General features: G+C 66.5%; 14 protein-coding genes and 1 tRNA gene. 6 read left to right on the plus strand and 9 right to left on the minus strand.

Features of this window, described 5'->3' with window-relative positions; all coding sequences use genetic code 11:
- Positions 1 to 13: 13 nt before the first annotated feature.
- A complete protein-coding gene (gene prf1, locus ACQE3M_RS04725; protein ID WP_430504316.1) occupies positions 14 to 1,267 on the minus strand; it encodes a peptide chain release factor aRF-1 in 1,254 nt (417 codons plus the stop codon).
- A gap of 153 nt (positions 1,268 to 1,420) precedes the next feature.
- Between prf1 and ACQE3M_RS04730 the strand changes: the two genes are divergently transcribed.
- The 3 genes from ACQE3M_RS04730 (at position 1,421) to ACQE3M_RS04740 (ending at position 3,726) form a co-directional block, all read left to right on the plus strand.
- Positions 1,421 to 2,506 (plus strand): hypothetical protein, encoded by a 1,086-nt coding sequence (locus ACQE3M_RS04730; RefSeq protein ID WP_430504317.1) that lies wholly within the window; start codon positions 1,421 to 1,423, stop codon positions 2,504 to 2,506.
- A gap of 70 nt (positions 2,507 to 2,576) precedes the next feature.
- The gene (locus tag ACQE3M_RS04735; protein ID WP_430504318.1) at positions 2,577 to 3,068 is read left to right on the plus strand and encodes a hypothetical protein; all 492 of its coding nucleotides are present in this window, start codon (positions 2,577 to 2,579) and stop codon (positions 3,066 to 3,068) included.
- Positions 3,069 to 3,156: 88 nt separating this feature from the next.
- Positions 3,157 to 3,726 (plus strand): hypothetical protein, encoded by a 570-nt coding sequence (locus ACQE3M_RS04740; protein ID WP_430504319.1) that lies wholly within the window; start codon positions 3,157 to 3,159, stop codon positions 3,724 to 3,726.
- 195 nt (positions 3,727 to 3,921) lie between these two features.
- Here ACQE3M_RS04740 and ACQE3M_RS04745 read toward each other — a convergent pair whose 3' ends face one another.
- Positions 3,922 to 5,343 carry a dihydrolipoyl dehydrogenase family protein gene (locus ACQE3M_RS04745; RefSeq protein ID WP_430504320.1) on the minus strand — a complete coding sequence of 474 codons (1,422 nt, stop codon included), beginning with the start codon at positions 5,341 to 5,343 and terminating at the stop codon, positions 3,922 to 3,924.
- A 1,191-nt stretch (positions 5,344 to 6,534) separates the two neighbouring features.
- Here ACQE3M_RS04745 and pheA point away from each other — a divergent pair.
- Together pheA and ACQE3M_RS04755 are read left to right on the plus strand one after the other, a co-directional pair.
- Positions 6,535 to 7,356: a prephenate dehydratase gene (gene pheA / locus ACQE3M_RS04750; protein ID WP_430504321.1), complete on the plus strand. Its 822-nt coding sequence runs from the start codon at positions 6,535 to 6,537 to the stop codon at positions 7,354 to 7,356.
- A 96-nt stretch (positions 7,357 to 7,452) separates the two neighbouring features.
- Positions 7,453 to 7,911 (plus strand): Hsp20/alpha crystallin family protein, encoded by a 459-nt coding sequence (locus ACQE3M_RS04755; protein WP_430504322.1) that lies wholly within the window; start codon positions 7,453 to 7,455, stop codon positions 7,909 to 7,911.
- Between the two features lie 196 nt (positions 7,912 to 8,107).
- On the opposite strand, the gene leuS is transcribed toward ACQE3M_RS04755, so the two are convergent.
- From leuS to ACQE3M_RS04790, 7 genes are all read right to left on the minus strand, one after another.
- Positions 8,108 to 10,798 (minus strand): leucine--tRNA ligase, encoded by a 2,691-nt coding sequence (leuS, locus tag ACQE3M_RS04760; protein ID WP_430504323.1) that lies wholly within the window; start codon positions 10,796 to 10,798, stop codon positions 8,108 to 8,110.
- A 921-nt stretch (positions 10,799 to 11,719) separates the two neighbouring features.
- The gene (locus tag ACQE3M_RS04765) at positions 11,720 to 12,715 is read right to left on the minus strand and encodes an ornithine cyclodeaminase family protein (protein WP_430504324.1); all 996 of its coding nucleotides are present in this window, start codon (positions 12,713 to 12,715) and stop codon (positions 11,720 to 11,722) included.
- Positions 12,716 to 12,991: 276 nt separating this feature from the next.
- Complete coding sequence (thsB, locus tag ACQE3M_RS04770; protein ID WP_430504701.1) at positions 12,992 to 14,626, minus strand: thermosome subunit beta; 1,635 nt, start codon at positions 14,624 to 14,626, stop codon at positions 12,992 to 12,994.
- Positions 14,627 to 15,045: 419 nt separating this feature from the next.
- A complete protein-coding gene (locus tag ACQE3M_RS04775; protein WP_430504325.1) occupies positions 15,046 to 15,204 on the minus strand; it encodes a hypothetical protein in 159 nt (52 codons plus the stop codon).
- Between the two features lie 259 nt (positions 15,205 to 15,463).
- Positions 15,464 to 15,545, minus strand: a tRNA-Ser gene (locus tag ACQE3M_RS04780).
- Between the two features lie 27 nt (positions 15,546 to 15,572).
- On the minus strand, positions 15,573 to 15,848 hold the full coding sequence (locus tag ACQE3M_RS04785; protein ID WP_430504326.1) for a hypothetical protein: 276 nt from the start codon (positions 15,846 to 15,848) through the stop codon (positions 15,573 to 15,575).
- A 7-nt stretch (positions 15,849 to 15,855) separates the two neighbouring features.
- The gene (locus ACQE3M_RS04790) at positions 15,856 to 16,236 is read right to left on the minus strand and encodes a Rid family detoxifying hydrolase (protein ID WP_430504327.1); all 381 of its coding nucleotides are present in this window, start codon (positions 16,234 to 16,236) and stop codon (positions 15,856 to 15,858) included.
- 83 nt (positions 16,237 to 16,319) lie between these two features.
- Here ACQE3M_RS04790 and ACQE3M_RS04795 point away from each other — a divergent pair, with 83 nt between their 5' ends.
- Positions 16,320 to 17,192 carry a hypothetical protein gene (locus ACQE3M_RS04795; RefSeq protein WP_430504328.1) on the plus strand — a complete coding sequence of 291 codons (873 nt, stop codon included), beginning with the start codon at positions 16,320 to 16,322 and terminating at the stop codon, positions 17,190 to 17,192.
- Positions 17,193 to 17,271 lie beyond the last annotated feature (79 nt).

Raw genomic sequence — 17,271 nt, forward strand, 5'->3', positions numbered from 1 at the left:
TCGGGGCGTCCGCCTAGACGCCGGTCGAGTAGCGCAGGATGCCGGCGATGCCGCCGAACGCGTCCATGAGCTGTTCGCCCTTCTCGAAGTCCGTGGAGATGAACTTCGTCTCCGTGCCGCGCTGCTCCGCGATGGACATCAGGTGCTCGATGGCGTCCTCGCGCTCCTGCACCTCGGACTGCTCGCGGCACTCCGAGCACTCGTGCTCGGGCGTGTCGTGGCGGGAGTCGATGAGCTCGTATTCCTCGTGGCCGTTCTCGCACTCGTAGACGACGACGTCCGAGCGGAGGTCCTCCGAGATGAGCAGGCGGTCGACGGAGCCCATGATGAGGTTCCGGCGCGTCTGTTCGAAGCCGTAGGTGGCTTCCTCGCCCGTGTTGAGCTTCTCGAAGAACTCCTCCATCTGGTTTTTGTCCTCGACGATGGCCTGGTCGGAGAGGGCCTCCTGTGAGGCGTCGACGAGGTCGTAGAGGCCGGACTCGTCGGTGTAGGAGACGTCGGCCTTCGAGATGACCTTGTCCTGGAGCTCGTGGTGGAGGTAGTCGCCGTCGAGGAACTCGTCTTTCGTCGGCGACGGGCCGCCGACGAGGATGCCGTCGAGCTCGTGGCGGCGGGGGACGAACAGGTCGTCCGCCATCTCCGCGATCTCCTGGTAGAAGTTGTCGATGGCCTCGAGCCGCAGGCGGGCGAATCGCTGGGCTGACTGGCCACCTTTCCGCTGCTTGCCCGGGACGAGCGACTCGGCGGACTTGACGGGCTCGACGCGCTTGCCCTTCAGCCAGCCGACGTTGGCCTCGCGGCGGTCGAGGACGATGAGGCCGAACAGGCCCTTGTCCTCGAGCATGTGCTCGAGCGGCTCCGTGAGGAAGGCGGCGTCACAGTGGTACCGGAAGGAGGTGACCGGGTCCGGCGGGGACTCGAGCGTCCGCGTGACCATCTCCGTGCGGCCGCCGCCGCTGTCGACGGCACCGGAGAAGATGACGAGACCGTTCTCCGGCGGGAACGTGTCGTAGTACCGGAGACGGTCCTTGATCGACTTCAGCGCGTCCTGCACGTTCGTCCGGGTCTGCTTGGACTTGATGTTGGACGCCTCGCTGTGTTCCTGCGTGACGTGCGCGACGACGTCGGAGATCTTCTTGTCCTCGGGGATGTAGATGGTGACGAGCTGCGTTCCTGAGCCCTCGTACTCCTGGAGCTCCTCGATGACCTTGCGGAACTCGTACTTCCGCCGGTCCTCGCTCGCCTCCTCTTCGACTTCGCTACTCATTGTATTATATTCGCCCCGCTGCGTGTAAGTATGCTTTGACCTGCATACCCGTGGACTCGCATGGAGCCAGAGACGTTTGATCGGGCGCTTGTTTCGAAGAAATGGCCCCCTTATCTCGCCGAATTTGGACCTTTAACTCCGTAGAGTTTCCCATTGAGTCGGGAGACACTGGCCAACGACTGGATCAGGGAGGCGTCACTCCCATCGGGGACCACACCAAGTATTTTGTTCGCTGGCGGTCAGTTCCGAATAATGCGCCGCCGACAGATCCTCACAACCGTCCCCGCCCTCCTCGCCGGCTGTCTCGGAGGGGGAGACAGCACGCCATCCGCTACGACGTCAAGCCGGACGCCAACGCCATCCGCGACGTCAACAGAAACGGAACAGCCGTACGACCTCATCCCGGAAGAGCCAGCGTCGGTGACGACAGCGGAGGTCCGGGAACAACTCGCTGCCCGGGACTGCTCGACACTCACCGACCTGCCGACGACCTGCCCCGGCGACGATGCCCGGCTCCGCGTGTCCGTCTCGCCCACGGTTGGCTCGTTGCGAGACGATGCTATCGAATTCATCGTCGAGAACCCGACGGACGAACACTTCACAACGAACTACAGGAACTGGAAACTCCGGAAATGGGATGGAACCAAGTGGCGGCGTCTCGCCCCACTCGCAATTCCGGGGGGACAGGACAGACTGGCAGCCGGCGACTCGCATACTCATCGAATCAGCACGGTTGCGGATCGCGTCGCTCGGGACCCGGACGCGTATTGGGCGACGGCGGATGTTACCATCGGTGGGCTCGGTCCCGGCGTCTACGGCTTCTCCTACGACGGCTACTTCGAGTCCACCCCAGACGACGAGCGCGCGGTCGCAGCCGTGTTCGGGTTCGCGGGGAAGGCATCGCCGGTCCGGCCGACCGACAATGTCTCCCGCGTCGAGCGCGAGGGGGCAGAACTGGTCGTCAGCGAGGAGCCGCCCGCGGACGACCGCGCCGAGTTCGCGGTCTCGTTCACGGACGCCAAGCCCGACGCCCGGCTGCTCTCAGAGCACGCCCACCAGCTCGCGGCGCTTTCGAACACGCTTCCGTACGCGGCGACGGAAGGTATCGAACGGGTCCGGTACGTCGGCAACGCCGCCGACGTGGACCTGGCAGCGACATACCTGTCCGTCGTGACACCCGATAGCGCGACGCGATTCGGGTTCCGGGACCTCGTCTTCGAGACGTCCAGCACCGATTGAACGCAGGATATTCACGAGCCGTCTCCGAGAACCCACAAAACATCCTCTGCCACCATCGTCTCGATACGCTATGACGAAGCAGCAGTATCTGAGCATCGCACTGCTCGTGTGTCTCGTCCTGCTCGCAGGCTGTGCCGGCAGCAACGGTGCGTCGATGGATCCGGCCGATGGAACACAGACCACGACCGCTGTGGAGTCGCCCTCTCCTACCTCCGCAGCGACGACGATCTCGGAGAGTTCGACACCATCGCCGAATGTCTCCCGCAGTGAAGCACGGGAGTTGGCGAAGGATAGCGAAAAGAAGCGGATTGAGGCGTACTTCGCTAACGTCTCCGGAGTACCGAGAGTGAGTACCGGTGTATATGGGGAAACCACCGCTGAGATCATCGGTACTACCGAAACGGCCTACGTCGTGAGCGTGACGATGTCGTATTCCTACGAATACAATTGCGATGGCCAGTCAGGTGCCATCGACGGGCTCCAGACCGAGACCGTGTACGAGGTTACCGAAGCGAACACGACGCTCCAATACGTCGAGAAACGTATTCAATCGGTCTGTTAGTCGAGGGCATGGTTGAGCTGTTTTGACAGGGGAAATTATTTCAACGCCGAATGTGTCGAAACACACACGAAGCCGATACGCTTTATAAATGAATCATCGACCTATCAGACTCCAAATCGTTCTCGCGGCCCTGGGGCTCCTTCTACTGACGGCCCCCTGGAGTCTCCCGGCCCTCGCTGGGCAGGTCCTTCCTCGTGGACCCTACCTGCTCTTCCTGATCCCATTTGTCGGCGTGACGGGTATCGTCTACATCACGGCAGCTTCGTGGCAGTATTTTCGGCATCATTCGGAGCAACCACCTACAGGTCCACAGGCTGTTGTATTCGTGGTCTCCGCGGTCGCAGTTCTCGGCGCAATAGTCGCAGTCGGTTGGGCTGGGGAACCAACAGTAGCCACCGGCGAGTTCTACGTCGACGCATGGGCATTGCTCCTTCCGCCACTGGCGCTTTTGCTCTGGTTCCCCGCAGGAGAGGCACTCGCTGGCGACGACCTACGACGGGGAACAACGCTTCTCGGTATTCCGTTGGCAGTGGCCGGAATCAGTATTGCATTCGAAGGGTCGTTCGACGTCTGGCTGGTTCTCGTCTACATGCTGGTGTACGCTATCGCCGGGCTTCCGGTTCTGCTACTCGGACTCGTACAAGCGTCATCACGATAGCTCGAAGAGGGGAGCCGCTTGGCGGACGCTGTTGCTGTATTCTGCTACTGTCGGTGTGAAACGCCGATTCAGGTCCGTCCAGCCTCGCCGGAAAGCGTCGGCACTTCGGAACTGTCCGAGCGCAACCGACCCCAATCGAGCGCTTTCGCGCAACCGACGGCGGCAGCAACGGTTCTCTACTGGGTGAAAGCCGCCCTACTCCTCGCGCTCGACGTCGGCCGCACACTCCCGGATCAGGCCGTCGAGGATCTCCGGCGTCGTCGGGTGGTACGCGCGGTCGGGGATCTCGCGCACGTCGAGCTCCATCTCGACGGCGAGCTGGAGCGTCTTCGCCATCACGTCGGCGTGGTAGTGGAGGCCCTGCCAGCCGAGGACGGTGCCGTCGTCGGCGTCGACGACGAGGCGCGCGAGGCCGTGCGGGACCTGCTTCGACTTGAAGACGCCGTCGTCGTCGGCGTTCCGGGTCGCCGTCACGATCGAGTGGCCCGTCTCGATGGCGGACCGCGGCGTGTGGCCGAGGCGGGCGAACGGGTAGACGCCTGCGCCGGTGAAGATGACGTGGTGGTGGACGTTCGTGTACGGCTCGACGGGCTCGCCGCGGTCGTGCGCGAGGATGTTCTCCGCCGTCCGGAACCCCTGCTCCTTCGCGACGTGGAGGATCGGCTCGCGGCCGTTGGCGTCACCCACGACGAAGGTGCGCTCGGCGTTCGGCGGGCGCATCGTCGCGTCGATCCAGCCCTCCTCGGGCTCCAGGGAGGTGTTCTCCAGCCCGAGGCGGTCGAGGTTCGGCGTGCGGCCCGTGAAGCAGAACAGCTCGTCGGCCTCGATCGGGTCGGGGTCCTCGACGTTCGCGCCCCCGGTGAGGTGGACGCGCACGCCGCCGTTCCGCGTTTGCTCGACGCCCTCCTCGTAGGCCTCCGTGACGAAGTCGACGCCGAACTCCTCCTCGTAGATCGTCATCAGCTCGTCGCCGAACTCGGGGTCGGCCTCGTCGAGCGGGCGCTCGTCGTGCTCGATGACGGTCACGTCGACGCCGGCCTCCGCGAGGTACGGGACCATCTCCGTGCCGACGTAGCCGAAGCCCATCACGACCGCGGAGTCCGGGAAGTCGGTCGCGTGAAGCGTGTCCTTGCTCGTGTAGAAGTCGACCTCGTCCATCCCCGGGAGGTCCGGGATGTTCGGGTTCGAGCCAGTGGCGACGACGACGTAGTCGGCCTCGATGGTCCGGTCGTCGACCTCGACGACGCGGTCGCCGACGAACGTCGCCGGTTCGTGGATGAACTCGACGTCGTCCTGCTCGGCCAGCTCGTGGATGCTGTCGCGGCGATGCCCGGCCCAGCCGCGCGTGCGGTCGTTCTTCTGCTCGACGGTCTCCGCGAGGTCGATCTCGTGCGGCTCACCCGTGAGTCGGTCGTCGGCGCGGCCGTGGTGTCGGTGGGCCGCCGCCGAGAGGACCTCCTTCGAGGGCATGCAGCCCTCGAGGATACAGAGGCCGCCGCCCGGGTCGCCGTCGTCGACGAGTGTCAGCTTGGAGATCCGCTTGCCAACGTGGGGCGCCAGTTCCTGCGCGGTCGCAGCACCCGCGCTCCCGTAGGCCCCGATAACGACTACGTGCATACCTACTGTCGCGCTCGCGGCGCACCTAAGGGTTGTCCTGCGGGTCGAATATGTCGCATTTCGATGGGGTGATAGGTGCTGGAGCGGGTTCGTGTCGTGGATTCCGTTCTGTTGATTTTGTGAATATTCTGCGTGTCCGTGGTCACTCTTGTTTATAAACTGTATGTGTGGAAGCGGATGCTGCTGGGCTGGTCAACGGTGCAAACTTTCCGGAGGTCTCGGCCAATCTCACTCATAAACCGGAAGCTCAGATGCAGACGCTTCTACTCATTACGGCACCGCAAACGCCAGAAATCCTTCGACTGCATTTATAAGTCGGATAGGACGAATGACACGGTCTTGCTCTTTTCAGCACCGCAAACACCCAGAAAGCCCTCGGCCGCTCGCGGTCGCTGAGCAGGATATCTGCGCTCTCCGCACCGCCCGCGCAGATAGGGCCTGCTCAGCGACTCCCCTTCGGCGCGACCACTGGAAGACGGTCCGGGCTTCCGTTGCGTCTCTCTGCACCGCCCGACGGACGGGTCCGGGCTGCGACTTCCATGGTCTCGTTCGCTGCGCTCACGAGAGCGGCCATCGCCCTTTCAGTCCGCCAGGACAGCACCGCCCCGCAACCGCACAGCACCGCAACCGCGATTCCTCAGCCCTCCCCAGCCTCGGCCGGGGCGCGCCGGCACCGCAACGCCGCGGCGCGCCACCGGCCTCCCTCGCACGCGTTGCTCGCGCGCGCCAGCCGCCGCGAACGACGACCACCCGACAACCGCCGCGAGCGACGACCGCCGAAGAACCGCCGCTTGCGACGCCCGGCCACCACTCCCGGGTGGGACTGAAAGGGGCAGCCGCTGAGCGGGACGCTCTGCGAAGCAAGCACCGCAGTCCCGTCGAGTGAACGTAGTGAACGAGGCGGGCGAGGAGCGCAGCGAGCAGCGCGACCGGTCAGCGGCTGGGGCTTTCTGGGTGTGCTGAGTGGTGTCGCCGGCGACAATATCCGATCTTGTTTATAAATGCGACCGGTCAGAAACCGGGTTCTCCGGGTATCCCGATCGGTCTCGTCGGTGACGAGAGCCGGTCGTATTTATAAGCACGACGGCTCGCCGGCTTCCAGAGATTGGCCAAAACCACCACTCCCTGCTAATCGGCGCCAGTTCTGTCGGACCCGGCATCCTTTTGCCCGCCGATCGGAAAGAACCGGTGATGAAGGCCGTTACCCTGGGTCCCACGGGGACGTACTCGCACCGGGCCGCGAAGACCGTCGCCGACGAGGTGGAATTCCGCGAATCCGTCACGGCGATCGTGGCCGCCGTCGGCGACGAGTTCGAGCGGGGCGTCGTCCCGATCGAGAACAGCATCGAGGGATCCGTCACGGAGAGCCTCGACGCGCTCGCGGAGCGGGACGTTTCGGTCGTCCGCGAGGTCGTCACGCCGATCCGCCACGCGCTGATGGCCCAGTCCGGCAACTTCGAGGTCGTCGCCAGCCACTCGCAGGCGCTCGCGCAGTGCCGCGACTACCTCGAGCGCGAGTACCCCGACGTCGAGCAGGAGGCCGTCGCCTCCACGGCCCGCGGCGTCGAGCGCGCCCGCGAGGACCCCCGCGTCGCCGGCATCGGCCATCCCGACAACGCCGAGTCGCCCGACCCCGACGGGACGGACCTCGAGATCATTGCCGAGGACGTGCAGGATCGCACGTCGAACGCGACGCGGTTCCTCGTCGTCGCCCCCGAGAGCGAGCGGAGCGAGGCCGGCGGCAAGTCGACGCTCATCGTCTACCCGAACGCGAACTACCCCGGCCTGCTTCTCGAGCTGCTGGAGGCGTTCGCCGAGCGCGACATCAACCTCTCGCGCATCGAGTCCCGCCCGAGCGGCGAGCGGCTGGGCGACTACCTCTTCCACCTCGACGTCGACGCCAGCCTCTACGAGGAACGGACCAAACGCGCCGTCGAGGAGATCGAGGGGATCGTCTCCGAGGAAGGCTGGGTTCGCGTGCTCGGCTCGTACGACACGGAACACGCACTGTAGCGGGGACGCACTGTAGCGTGGATGCACTGTAGCGAGGCGCCGCTGAGGCAGGCTGGCCGCAATTTTCAAGCGCCAGACGGCTGCAGTCGTTGGTGCATGCCTCGACGAGATCCGTTCCGCGAGATCGAGGAGTTGTTCGACCGAATGAGCCGCGAGTTCGAGGACCTGAGCGGCGGTCTCGGCGACGGGTTGGGCGTCGAGACCGGCGTCGGCGGCGGGATCAAGGTCGACGTCGCCGAGGACGACGAGGCGGTCACCGTCACCGCCGACCTCCCCGGCTTCGACCGCGAGGACATCGACGTGACCGTCGAGGACGACGTCCTCACCATCGCCGCCGAACACGAGGAGGAGACGGAGGAAGAAGGCGAGGAAGGTGAGGAGGAGACGTACCACCGCCGCGAGCGTCGCCGCCGCTCCGCCTCGCGTCGGATCCGGCTCCCGGCGGCCGTCGAGGAGGCGGACGCGACCGCGGAGTACGCGAACGGCGTCCTCACGATCACCCTCCCGAAAGTCGGGCCCGAGGACGCTGAGGGCCACAGCATCGACGTCGAGTGAGCGCGGCGCTCCGTTGACTCGACGACCAGCGGCGACCGCGGTCCCGGCCGGTCGCGACACCAGCCCACGCGTCGGCGCAGGATTGCGGTGCGGATCACAGGCACCACTCCCGCCGTTCTATTTAAAAACGTCTTTGCCGGTAACTTCGTCAGTAACTGCGCCGAGTGACCAGCGCAAAATCGGATGCTGGCGCGGCCTACTCCTCGATCTCGATCGCGGGGCGACCGGGTTCGGCCTTGTTGGCGACCGACTCCTCGACCTCGTCGGCACGGACGACTCGCACCGGCGCGTCGAACTCGCGCTCGATCAGCCACGCGGCCGACTGTAGCGCGTCGTACTCGGCGTCCGGCTCGAGCGTGTGCGAGAGCGCCTCGCGTTCGGCCTGCAGGTCCTGGCCGTACGCGGCGGCGGCGTCGCCCTGCTCGCGGATGTGCGACTCCTGCATCAGCTCCGAGATCAGGTTGTCGGCCTCGCTCTCGATGGCGAGCTCCAGGGCGTCGTACTTCCACTCGGGCGTGACGACGACGTCGATCCGCTCGGGCTCCTCGATGCCGGCGACGTCGATGATCTGCCGGACGTCCTCGCGGGTGTTCTCGACGAGCTGACGGCGCTTCTCGGCGGTTTCGCGGTCGACGTCGACGGACGGCCAGTCGGCGTCGACGACGAGACCCTCGTTACCCAGCTCACCGTGGAGCTCCTCGGCCAGGTGCGGCGTCACCGGCGCCAACAGGCGCACGGCGGCCTCGAGCCCGCGCTGGAAGGTGTCGGGATCCGGTTCGCCGTCGGTGAACTCGCGGTACTGCCGCAGCGTACCGACCAGGTCCTGCGCCTCGCGGAGGGCGACGTTGAACGTCAGGTCGTCGTACTCCTCGCGGGCGATGGCGACGGTGGCGTCGATCTCGTCGGCGACGTAGCCGGCGACGGCGTCGTCACCCGAGGCGCCCGACGAAGCATCGGTGTCGGCGTCGGCGTCGAACTCCTCGACCAGGTTCTTCAGTCGCGTCAGGAAGTGGTACGTCGAGCGGACGCCCTCCTCGCTCCAGTCGAAGTCGCGCTCGGGCTGGGCGGCCTGCATCATGAACAGCCGCGCCGTGTCGGCGCCGTACTCCTCGACGATGCGCTGCGGGGAGACGACGTTCCCCTTCGACTTCGACATCTTCTGACCTTCCAGCTGGACCATTCCCTGGGCCAGCAGGTTCGTGAACGGCTCGCGCTCCGCGAGCCCCTCGAAGTCCGCGAGCGTCTTCGTGACGAACCGGCTGTACAGCAGGTGCATCACGGCGTGCTCGATGCCGCCGACGTACTGGTCGACCGGCATCCAGTCGTTCGCACGGTCGAGGTCGAACGGCACGTCGTCGCGGCCGGGCGAGACGTAGCGCAGGAAGTACCACGAGGAGTCGACGAACGTGTCCATCGTGTCCGTCTCCCGGGTCGCGTCGGCGCCGCACTCCGGACAGGTCGTCTGCTTCCACTCCTCGGCGGCGTCCAGCGGATTGCCGGTGGTGTTGATGAACTCCGGCAGCTCGACGGGCAGGTCCTCCTCGGGGACGAGGACGGGGCCGCAGTCGTCGCAGTGGATGATCGGGATCGGCGTGCCCCAGTAGCGCTGGCGGGAGATGCCCCAGTCGCGCAGGCGGTACTGGGTCGCCTCCTCGGCGCCGTCGACGTCGGCCGTGATCCGCTCGCGAGCCGTCTCGCTGTCGAGACCGGAGTACTCGCCGGAGTTGACGAGCACGCCGTCCTCGGGCCAGGCCGCGTCCGAGACGTCCGGCGGTTCGGGCTCGGCATCGGAGGCGTCCGCGTCGTCCGCCTCGGGTTCGGGGGCGACGACCGGCTCGATGGGCAGGCCCATCTTGCTGGCGAAGTCGTGGTCGCGCTGGTCGTGGGCCGGGACGCCCATCAGGGCGCCCGTGCCGACGTCCGAGAGGACGAAGTCGGCGACGAAGACGGGAAGCTCCTCGCCTGTGACGGGGTTGGTGGCGGTGAGGTCCGTGCGGACGCCGTTCGGCTCGTCGCCCTCGGGGTCGGCCTCCTCGTGGACGAACTCGTGGACGGCCTCGTCGCTCTGGATCAGCTCCTCGGAGATGGGGTGGTCCGGGGCCAGCGCGAAGAACGTCGCGCCGTAGACGGTATCCGCGCGCGTGGTGAACGCCTCGACGTCGCCGTGGCCGTCGACCGCGAAGGTGAGCCGGGTGCCGTGCTGGCGACCGATCCAGTTCCGCTGCATCTGGCGGACCGAGTCCGGCCAGCCCTCCAGCTCGTCGATGTAGTCGACGAGCTCGTCGGCGTAGTCGGTGATGGAGAGGAACCACTGGTCGAGCTCGCGCTGCTCGACGGGGGTGTCACACCGCCAGCAGAGCTCGGCGTCGCCCTCGACCTGCTCGTCGGCGAGGACCGTCTCGCAGGACGGGCACCAGTTGACGTCGGCGTCGCGGCGCTCCGCGAGGCCCTCCTCGTGGAAGCGGCGGAAGAGCCACTGGTTCCACTGATAGTACTCCGGCTCGCAGGTGGTGACCTCGCGGTCCCAGTCGTAGCCGAAGCCCATCGACTCCATCTGGCCTTTCATCGTGTCGATGCAGTCGAGGGTCCAGTCGCGGGGGTTCGTGTCCCGCTCCTTGGCGGCGTTCTCCGCCGGGAGGCCGAAGGCGTCCCATCCCATCGGGTGGAGGACGTCGTCGCCCTGCATCCGGCGGAAGCGCGCGTACGCGTCCGTGATCGTGTAGTTCCGGACGTGTCCCATGTGGAGCTTGCCGGACGGGTACGGGTACATCCCGAGGACGTACGTCGGGTCCTCGACGTCGTCGGATGTCCGGTACGCGTCGGCGTCGTCCCACGCCTCCTGCCAGCGTCGTTCGACCGCTGCGTGGTCGTATCCCTCTTCGCTCATCTGCTTATATATGGTTCAACGGGTGCGCGTCCTATACCTTTCCATCCATTGGTAAGCCGTCTGAGGCGGATCTTCGAGGTCCTGGTTCGTCGAACGGTTATCGTCGCTGGCGGCTTCACGGCCGGCCCGGTAAACGCGAGTTCCTGACCGCTCGCGCTTATAAACAAGTTCGGCTAACGCCGGTAGCGATACCACTCGGCACACCCAGAAAGCCCCAGCCGCTGAGCGGTCGCGCTGCTCGCTGCGCTCCTCACCCGGCTCACTCGCTCCCTCCGGTCGCTCATTCGCCAGGATTGCGGTGCTTACGTCGCAGAGCGTCCCGCTCAGCGGCTGCCCCTTTCAGTCCCACCCGGGAGTGGTGGCCGGGGCGTCGCGAGCGGCGGTTTTCTGGCCGACGACTTGCGCCGGCTGTCCGGCGTGCGGTGCTGGGCGGTCGGCGCGCGCGAGCAACGCGTGCGAGGGAGGGCGGTGGCGCGCCGATGCGGTGCTGTGCCGGCGCGGCCCGGCCGAGGCTGGGGAGGGCTGAGGCATGCGGCAGCTGTGCGGTGCTGTCGCGGTGCCGTTGCTGTACCGGGCTGTCCTGGCGGACTGAAAGGGCGATGGCCGGTCGCGCCGGAGGGGAGTCGCTGCGACGACCCCTATCCGCGCGGGTTGTGCGGAGAGCGGGGATATGTCGTGCAGCGACCGCGAGCGGCCGAGGGCTTTCTGGGTGTTTGCGGTGCTGGCGAGAGTAAGACCGTATCACCTGTTTAAACCCGCTTATAAAGAGCGGCCGAGGGATTTCTGGACGTTCGCGGTGCTGTCGGGAGTAAGACCGTATCACCTGCTCACGTCGACTTATAAAGAACGACCGACCAGACTCCCGGATATCCGAACACCAGCCAAAAAGTCCTCTCTTACAGCGAAACCGCCTCGACGAACTTACTCTTCGGAGAGGCCGAGCAGGTCGAAGGGGTAGCCGTTGTCGTTCTCGTCAGCGTGCTCGTAGACGACGCGCGCGGCGGCGACGTCCTGGATCGCGAGCCCAGTCGAGTCGAAGACGGAGAAGCCGGTTTCCTCGGTGCGGCCCGCCTTCTTGCCCGTCACGATCTGGCCGATTTCGCCGTAGATGTCCTCGTCGGTGAGCGTGCCGGCGTGGTACGGGACGTTGATCTCGCCGGAGTGGGTACACTGCTCGTGGTCGTCGATGACCAGCGTCGCGTCGAGCAGGACCTCGTCGGCGATCTCGTGTTTGCCCTCGGCGTCGGCGCCCATCGCGTTGATGTGGGTGTGCTCGCCGACGTCCTCGCGGTTGATGATCGGGTCCTCGACCGGCGTCACGGTCGAGAGGACGTCACAGGCGGCGGCCTCGCCGGGCGTGCCGGCGCGGACGTCGAACTGGTCCTCGAAGGCCTCGATGAAGCGGGCGACGCGCTCCTCGTCGAGGTCGGAGATGACGACCTCCTGGATGTCCCGCACCTTCGCGATGGCCTCGAGCTGGGTGTACGCCTGGACGCCGGCGCCGACGATCCCGAGCGAGGTTGCGTCCGCGACGGCGAGGTGGTCGGTGGCGACGGCGGCGGCCGCGCCCGTGCGCTTCATCGTCAGCTCCGTGCCGTCCATGATCGCCAGCGGGAACGCGTTCTTGGGGTCGGAGTAGATCATCGTCCCCATCACGGTCGGCAGGTCGTGCTTCTCGGGGTTCTCGGTGTGGACGTTGACCCACTTGATCCCGGCGGCGTCCCAGTCGCCGGCGTCGAGGTAGGCGGGCATCGAGCGGAAGTCGCCCGCGTACTCCGGCAGGTCGATGTACGACTTCGCGGGCATCTGGGCGTCGCCGCGCTCGTACGCGCGGAAGGCGTCCTCGATGGCGTCGATGACGTCCGGCATCTGCGCGTTCTCGCTGACGTCGGCGCTGTTGAGAAGTAACGTCTGCATATCGCAAATTTTGACGGTCCAATATTTAACTCCGGCTAACCAGCATCGCCCATTACCACTCGGTTTTACCTGGGTTGGCAGCTGCGCGGTCGGGAAATTCGGAGCCGTCCGCTCCTCGATAGCGACCACGTTGGCAACGTCGACAGCGACGGCTACCGGGTCAGTGTCAAAAATAACAGGTCAGTTCGAAGCAGGAGCGCGTGGTCTCCTCGCGAACGATGCGTGGGTTGGCGATGGGCCGTCGGGTGAGGCGGTGATGTGGCTTTCGGGCCGAGCTTACATCGCGCCGCCCATGCCACCCATACCGCCCATGCCGCCCATACCGCCGCCGGCGCCGCCCTCGGGCTCCTCGCCCTCGGTCGAGAGGTCGCCGGCGGAGATGATGTCGTCGATTTTCAGGACGAGGTTCGCGGCTTCGGTGGCGGAGGCGAGCGCCTGCTCCTTCGCGTGGGCCGTCTCGACGACGCCCTGCTCGAAGGTGTCCTCGATCTCGCCCGTGAAGACGTTCAGGCCGGCACGCGTGTCGCCGGCTTCGTGGGCCGAGCGCAGGTCCACGAGCAGGTCGATGGCGTCGAGCCCGGCGTTCTCGGAGAGGACGCGGGGGACGAGCTCGAGGGCGTCGGCGTACGCCTCGACGGCGAGCTGCTCGCGGCCGGAGACGGAGTCCGCGTAGTTGCGGAGCCGGCTCGCGAGCTCGACCTCGATGGCACCGCCGCCGGCGAGGACGCGGCCGTCGGACACCGTCGTCGCGACGACGTCGAGCGCGTCGTTGATGCCGCGCTCGAGCTCGTCGACGACGTGGTCGGTGGAGCCACGGATGAGGATCGTCGCGCCGTGGGCCTCGGGGCCCTCGACGTAGAACAGCTCGTCCTCCTCGTCGCGGGAGATGTCGCCCTTCGCCGTGTCCGCTTCGGAGAGGTCGTCGACGTCCGTCGCAATAGTGGTGTCGAGGACGTTCTTCAGGAAGCGGAGGTCGGACTTCTTCACGCGGCGGACGGCGAGGATGCCCTCCTTCGCGAGGTAGTGCTGGGCGAGGTCGTCGATGCCCTTCTGGCAGAAGACGGCGTCCGCGCCGGTCGCCTTGATCTGGTCGACCTTCTCGCGCAGCTCCTGCTCCTCGCGGTCGAGGAAGTTCTGGAGCTGGTCCGGCGAGTCGATCGAGACGGAGGCGTCGGCGTCGGCCTCCTCGACCTCGATCGGCTCGTCGAGCAGGAGGACGTCGGCGTCGTCGAGCGTCGTCGGCATCTCGTCCTGGACCGGGTCCTTGTCGATGACGGCGCCCGAGAGCAGCTCGGACTCGGCGGCCGCGCGGCCCGTCTGCGTCTCGATGTTCAGGTTCGCCAGGTCGACGACGTGGGAGCCGTCGTTGGCCTCGACGGTGACCTGCTGGATCGCGCGCACGACGAGGTCAGCGAGGACCTCCTTCTCGAGCTCGGCGCCCTTGCCCGTCATGGACGTCTCGGCGACGTTCTGGAGGAGGTCAGCGTCGGTGGGGTCGATCTCCTCGGCGACGTCGTCGATCTCGTCGCGGGCGAACTCGCTCGCGAGCTGGAAGCCCTTCATCACCGCGGTCGCGTGGATGTCCTGGTCGAGGAGGTCCTCGGCATTGTCGAGGAGCTCGCCGGCGATCGAGACGGCGGTCGTGGTGCCGTCGCCGACCTCGTCCTCCTGGGTCTCGGCGACCTCGATGATCATCTCGGCCGTCGGGTTGTCGATGTCCATCTCCTGGAGGATGGTGACGCCGTCGTTCGTGATCGTGACGTCGCCCATCGAGTTGACGAGCATCTTGTCCATCCCCTTCGGGCCGAGCGTCGAGCGCACCGCGTCCGAGACCGCTCGCGCGGCCGACATGTTGAACTCCTGCGCGTCCTTGTCCTTCACGCGCTGGGAGTCTTCGCCCATGATTACCATCGGCTGTCCCTGCATTCGCTGACTCATAGTACAACGTGGGATTGTTTGTGATTCTATAAAAACCCTTCGTCGCTCGTCGACGGACGGACTCGCGAGTTCGGCCGTCGCCGAACGGAAAACCCGGGGAAAGCAGAGGGTTATCACCAAAACTGTGTGGGTCGTTACCACGAGACCTACCGCGCGGCCACTCCGGATCGAACCGACATTTAAGTAAACGGTGTGACGGGCTGGGGCGTCACCGTCACCGTCGCTGCCGCCGTCGGCGTCGCCGTCGCTGTTTGCGTCGGCGTCGCCGTCGCTGGGCGTTCGCGACGACCAGGCTGGACCTTGATCGACGAAACTACCGAGCTAGATCAGTCGCTCCGTGTCGGTTCGTGTACGGGTGGGACGATCGGCGAAAAAACGAGGAGGGAAGTGCCCTATGTGAGTTCACTCGGGTCCGCGAGATACTCTCCGTCCACGTTGTCGGGCTCCGGCGGTTCGTCGCGAGCCGTCAGCTCCTGTTTCGCGAGACGGTAGTCGAGTTGCCTCCGCTTGTTTTTGCCGTTTTCCTCACGGCCCGATTTCGTGTCTGGCATCGTCACTTGTGTGAACAAGCCACATACTTATGAATCTTTCCGAGCGGGTGATATCCGTCAGCAAAATACCGAAATCGCGGGCGGGTTTGCCTTCGAACCCTGACATCCCGGGCGAACAGGCGGTCAGCCGTGGCCACTGACGGGGCTCCGGCGACGCCGCCCCGGTCGTCGACGAGGACAAAGCCGGCTCGTCCCCGGCCGCGGAGGGTTCGTCCAGGGACGCAGAGCAACCGCTCGCGAGAAGAGTTCGGTGAAGAAGCGCCGGGAAGGGGATTTGAACCCCTGATCCCGTGAAGGAACACGCTTTCCAGGCGTGCGCCTTACCACTCGGCCATCCCGGCTCACTCCAAGATAATCCGGTGCAACTGTTAAACCCTTCTTTTCGCCGTCAGGCGATGCTCCGTCGCGTACGTCACCCCGGCCGCGAGGAGTCCGACGAGCAGCCCCAGGCCGAACAGCCCGGTGAGCCGGATCGGCAGACTGCCGCCGACGAGCAGGTAGCCCTGCGCGAGTACCAGGAACGTCAGGGCGGCGGCAGCCCCCCAGAGCGCTGCGGAGCGGAGCCGAGCGCGCCGGGAGAACCCGGTCTCGGCGGGCGATCTCGCGTCGCTACCGTCGTCGTCCGACGCGCCGGTATCGCTCATGCGCGCGCTACTCGATGGTGGCGACGGCCTCGATCTCGACGGCGACGTCCTTCGGCAGCGCGCCGGCCTCCACCGCCGAGCGGGCCGGCGGCTCCTCGTCGAAGTAGCTCGCGTACGTCTCGTTCATCCGGTCGAAGTCGTCGATGTCCGCCATAAACACCGTCGTCTTGAGGACGTCCTCCGGGCCGGCACCGGCCTCGTCGAGGACGGCCACGAGGTTGTCGAGCGCAGCTTCCGTCTGCGTCTCGACGTCCTCGTCGGCGAGCAGCTCGCCGTCCGGCGTCAGCGGGATCTGGCCAGCCGTGAACACGAGCTCGCCGTTCGTCGTCGCCTGGTTGTACGCCCCGACCGCCGCGGCCGCGTCGTCCGTCTCGATGACTTCCTTCATATCCGGGTTCTTCCTGCGGGATTACTTAAGTATGTGCGGACCCGGTTTGCCACATGGGCAGGCTCCGCGGGTGGATTCGCGCAGTGGCCGGTAGCCGACTCCGGAAACGCAACCTGGGGTTGATCGCCCTCGCGTGGCTGGCCGGACTCGCCCGTCGCAGTCGCGCCGCCGCGAAGGACGTGCCGCTCTCCCCGGTCCGCGCCGGACGGTACGTCGGCGCCGACTTCCTTCGGCGACGCGGGCTCGTCGACCGCGAGGCCCCGGCGCCGAACGGCGAGCTCGACGACCTCGACGAGTTCGGCTCCGACACGTTCGACCCCGAGGCGGTCCGGCCGTCGGTCCGCCGCTTCTACGAGGAAACGGCCGCCTACGCGATGGACTACCGCGTCACCTGGTCGTTCGGCTTCCGGTTCGGCGCGGCGTTGGCCGGGCGGTTCACGAGCCGCATCGAGCAGCTCAACCTGCCGAACTGGGGGAGCGGCTGGCGCCCCCTCGACAGCCGGTTCGTCGCCGTCGACGTGCCGGGTGACCCCCGGAAGGAGGTTCGCGGCTGGGTCCGGACGACGACCGAGCGAGGCGACGCCGCCGGAGCCGGCGACGGACCCGACGACGCGGACCGCGAGGCCGTCTTCGTCGCGCTCTACGGCGCCTACGAGGCCGACGAGGAACGCCTCGTCAACATCGCCGTCCCGCTGCCCGGCGGCAACCTCTCCACGGTGCTCCGCGCTCGCAACGTGGACGACGGCATCGAGTGGACGACCGAGGGCGGCGGCGACCCCGGACTGTACCTCGTGACGCCGCTCGGCCCCTTCCGACTCCCGATGAGCCAGCGGTTCGTCGTGTGGAACTCGTCCTCGGCCGCGGAGCCGGACCTCCGCGCTCGCCACGAGATGGCGGTGTTCGGCCTGCGATTCCTCACCGTCGAGTATCGCATGGAGCGCGCGGCGGCCGAGTAGCGGGCGGCGGCCGAGAAGCAGACGACGGCCGAGTGAGGAACGGCCGTACTCGTTTTCACGCTGTCCGAGGTGGATCGCA

This window comes from Halosubterraneus shenae (assembly GCF_050510935.1).
In the GTDB taxonomy this organism is placed as follows: Archaea; Halobacteriota; Halobacteria; order Halobacteriales; family Haloferacaceae; genus JBDGPU01.

What these genes read in the sequence shown, in the direction of transcription:
- ACQE3M_RS04790 (WP_430504327.1), bottom strand. Translation starts at nt 16,236, where the DNA reads ATGAAGGAAGTCATCGAGACGGACGACGCGGCCGCGGCGGTCGGGGCG.
- leuS (WP_430504323.1), bottom strand. Translation starts at nt 10,798, where the DNA reads ATGAGCGAAGAGGGATACGACCACGCAGCGGTCGAACGACGCTGGCAG.
- pheA (WP_430504321.1), top strand. Translation starts at nt 6,535, where the DNA reads ATGAAGGCCGTTACCCTGGGTCCCACGGGGACGTACTCGCACCGGGCC.
- ACQE3M_RS04740 (WP_430504319.1), top strand. Translation starts at nt 3,157, where the DNA reads ATGAATCATCGACCTATCAGACTCCAAATCGTTCTCGCGGCCCTGGGG.
- thsB (WP_430504701.1), bottom strand. Translation starts at nt 14,626, where the DNA reads ATGGTAATCATGGGCGAAGACTCCCAGCGCGTGAAGGACAAGGACGCG.
- ACQE3M_RS04785 (WP_430504326.1), bottom strand. Translation starts at nt 15,848, where the DNA reads ATGAGCGATACCGGCGCGTCGGACGACGACGGTAGCGACGCGAGATCG.
- ACQE3M_RS04745 (WP_430504320.1), bottom strand. Translation starts at nt 5,343, where the DNA reads ATGCACGTAGTCGTTATCGGGGCCTACGGGAGCGCGGGTGCTGCGACC.
- prf1 (WP_430504316.1), bottom strand. Translation starts at nt 1,267, where the DNA reads ATGAGTAGCGAAGTCGAAGAGGAGGCGAGCGAGGACCGGCGGAAGTAC.
- ACQE3M_RS04735 (WP_430504318.1), top strand. Translation starts at nt 2,577, where the DNA reads ATGACGAAGCAGCAGTATCTGAGCATCGCACTGCTCGTGTGTCTCGTC.
- ACQE3M_RS04755 (WP_430504322.1), top strand. Translation starts at nt 7,453, where the DNA reads ATGCCTCGACGAGATCCGTTCCGCGAGATCGAGGAGTTGTTCGACCGA.
- ACQE3M_RS04765 (WP_430504324.1), bottom strand. Translation starts at nt 12,715, where the DNA reads ATGCAGACGTTACTTCTCAACAGCGCCGACGTCAGCGAGAACGCGCAG.
- ACQE3M_RS04775 (WP_430504325.1), bottom strand. Translation starts at nt 15,204, where the DNA reads ATGCCAGACACGAAATCGGGCCGTGAGGAAAACGGCAAAAACAAGCGG.